The sequence below is a fragment of the Paenarthrobacter sp. CM16 genome, from assembly GCF_013179505.1.
Taxonomy (GTDB): domain Bacteria; phylum Actinomycetota; class Actinomycetes; order Actinomycetales; family Micrococcaceae; genus Arthrobacter.
Genome location: NZ_JABMCX010000405.1, coordinates 1 through 3,285, shown reverse-complemented (window position 1 = coordinate 3,285; position 3,285 = coordinate 1). Strand labels below are relative to the sequence as shown.

Genomic DNA, 3,285 nt, shown 5'->3' with positions numbered 1-3,285 from the left:
GCGTTGTGGTCATCGGCTTCCAAGTGTTCATGGAGTACATGGATCCGGCTAGTCCCGGTAGCAAGATCCAGGACCGTGATTTCAATGTTTCCGCCCCTCTCTGCGCCCTGTAGGCCATCCGGCGAAGCCACTGAACCGAGCAGCAGGGTGTTGTTGGCGGGATCGATCAGTGCGCGCTCATCCTGGAACCAGCACCAGGCGCCGTTGTCGTTGAGGGGCAGTGGGGTCTGTAGGGTCTGCGGGGTCTGCGGGGAAAGGGCGTCGTTGACCATGTCCATCCTTTGCATCGTTTCAATCAGCCCATTCTAGCGGCCTGACCCGGCTCCTCGCTCCCAGTGAGCGCACTCTTCTCCGGCTTTTGGAAGTCGACTCTCAAAAGATTCTGAAAACTGTGACACGTTTTTCTCCCTTGCGGTACTTGACGATCGAAGCCGCCTGCCCGCAAGCAGCGGCACACGATTTGCACACACATTCAGCTGTGTCATTCGTCGGCGTTCGATCAATAAACGGGGGCTGCCAGTGACGTGGATGACTCCGAGTTCTGGAAGGAATCTCCCTTGAAGTCTCCCCTTGGGAAAGCAACGGCATTTTTGGCCGTGCTCATGGTGTTACTTGGGACGCTGTCATTCGGGGTCTTTGGCCCCGGGACGGCGGCCCAGGCATATCAGGTGCCCACCGCGGCTCCCGTCATTTCCAATGGCATTGCCACCATGACCATGCCCGGTTCCGGGCTTACTACCACCTATTCCGCATCCGGACTGACTGATGTCTTTGTTGGATCCACCCTGGGCAGTCGAGGCTTCGTGCCCAGCGACTATAGCCAAGGTCTCGTCGGGACCCTGCCTGCCGTGGAATTCTCCACCGATGCGGTCAACAACTGCGCCACAACTGGTCCGTGCTCCGGACTGGGCAGCATCACCATCAACTTCAGCCAGCCAGTCCGGAACCCGGTGCTGAACCTCGCAGGGTTGGGCGGCAACTCCGCTTGGGATGAGGGACTCAACGGCAGCATTGACCGTATCTCCCAACTCCATGCCGTGCTTGGGCTGGCAACCACCGGCCTGACCATGACCAAGCTGTCAGGCGGAAACCTTTCAGTGTCCGGCAACACCATCACTGCCGTGAACGACAGCACGTCCGCGCGGTGCAACACCGTGGTCCAATCCTCAACGCCGCAACCGCCGGATGCGGGAGCGACTGCTGCCTGTGGAGCAGTGCGGATCAACGGCCTCGTTTCCACCCTGACCTTCAATGTCTCCGCCATGTTCACCAGGACCACAGCGGCCCTCCCGGGGTATTCGGACAATGACCCCCTATCACCGCTGCACAGCGAAGACAACTACGTGATGACGCTTACCGTGCCGCAGGACTTTGGCGACGCCCCCACGAGCTACGACCAAAACAACGCCGCATCTGCTGTCCTGTCCGACGTCACCCTGGGATCCTCTGTGACCGAAGACAACGCACAGGTTGCGAACGGCACAGTTTCCCCCAATGCCAGTGCCACCGCTGCCTTGGATCAGGACAACGGGGTGGTGCTGACCCCCATGACCTTGGGCGCAACGAGTTACTCCACCACTGTGGCCATCAGCGGAGCCAGCAAGGCAGGCACAACCTGTGGATGGATCGACTTCGACAAGGACGCGATTTTCGACAACCCAGCCGAACGGGCCTGCGCTACCTTCGCGGCCGGAGCCACCTCTGCAACGCTGACATGGGCCACCATTCCCGGCGGCATGACCGCAGGCACTACCTACGCCAGGTTCCGCATCGGCTACACGGCCACACAGATCCAGTCGCCGATCGGGGCATCGAACTCCGGTGAAGTGGAGGACTATGTCTTTACCGTAGCCCCCGCTCCTGCACCGGCGATTTCCCTGGTCAAGTCCGTGGACAGGACCACGTTGGTGGCAGGCCAGACGGCCACCTACACGTTCGTCGCCACCAACACGGGCAATGTCACACTGACCGGAGTGGTCATCACGGAGACACAGTTCTCCGGCTCCGGCGCCATGTCAGCCCTCACCTACACATGGCCAGGTCTTCCTGGAACATTGCTGGCGGGCCAGTCAGTCACGGCAACTGCAACCTATGTGGTGACGCAGACCGACGTCACCTCGGGTCTGTTGACCAATACGGCGCGGGTCACTGGAACCCCGCCCGTCGGCGCTCCGGTCACTGCAACCAGCACCGCGCAAATTACTGCGCCACCGGCATGGACCATCAGCAAGGGTGCCACCGTTGGCGGCGTCACCAATCCGTCGGTGAGCCCGGGGCAGACCATCGTTTACACCGTGACCGCCACCAGTACCAGCGGCCAGATCAGCGGGGTAGTCCTCACGGACAACCTGGCGAACGTCTTGGACCAGGCGACCTTCGTCGCCGGATCAGCCACGCTGAAGATCGGCACGGCAGCGGCCACTCCCGTAGCGAATCCGGCAAGCGGTTCAACCACCCTGACGACGACGGCCTTCACCCTCCCGGCGGGCGCCACCGCAACGCTGAGCTACTCAGTAGTGGTCAAGGCAGATGCCTGGAGCGAGGAACTAGTCAATACCGTGACCGGCCGCGGCAGTGTTCCTCCATCCCGATGTGTAACAGGGGCGACGCCGGTTGCACCGGAGTGCACTACTACGCACCGTGTAACCGCCAAATTCCTGATTGAGAAGCTGGGCGAGTCCTCGGACTCCTCCTGGGTGGCCATGGATGGTTCGTCCTGGGTGCTCAGGACCGATGCTGCCGGCACGCCCGGACCCAACACCGCTTACACCGTGACGCCCATCCCGGGACAGACCGGCCAGTTCCAGGTGGAAAACATCCAGCCGGGCACCTATTGGTTGGAAGAGACCCAGGCTCCGGCCGGATTCAACCTGTTGGCCGAAGCCGTCAGCTTCACGGTGGCAGCCGATGGTGAAGTCACCCTCGGCCAAGGCACCGGCGCCGGCGTGGTCACCACGGCGGACCCGGACTCTGACGGGATCTTCCTGGTCAGCGTGCGGGACGTACCGGCCCTCCAGATGCCCGAAACCGGCGGCATCGGCTATTGGCCGTTTGCCCTGGCCGGCTCCGCCACGCTGTTGGCGGCCGCCGTCCTGGCTTCCGGAAACCTCCGCCGCAGAAAAGACCAACCGGCCACCTAAAGCACCATGCGTGCCACCGATTCCGGGGGAACGCATGTCAGAAAGTGTTCATCTCCGAACACCGCACCACCACTAAGAAAGAGGACAGAAGTGAGTAATCACAGCTCACGGCGGCTTTTGAAGACCGCCGCCGCCACCATCACGG

The 3,285-nt window shown here is 61.9% G+C and carries 1 protein-coding gene and 1 pseudogene; one reads left to right on the top strand and one right to left on the bottom strand.

Going from position 1 to position 3,285, the window contains the following annotated elements:
* Window positions 1–272: pseudogene (locus HP499_RS22505) on the bottom strand (hypothetical protein); the annotation flags it as partial.
* A 285-nt stretch (window positions 273–557) separates the two neighbouring features.
* Between HP499_RS22505 and HP499_RS22500 the strand changes: the two are divergent.
* Window positions 558–3,140, top strand: a complete 2,583-nt coding sequence (locus HP499_RS22500) for a GEVED domain-containing protein (protein WP_253951747.1) — start codon at window positions 558–560, stop codon at window positions 3,138–3,140.
* The last annotated feature ends 145 nt before the right edge of the window (window positions 3,141–3,285 follow it).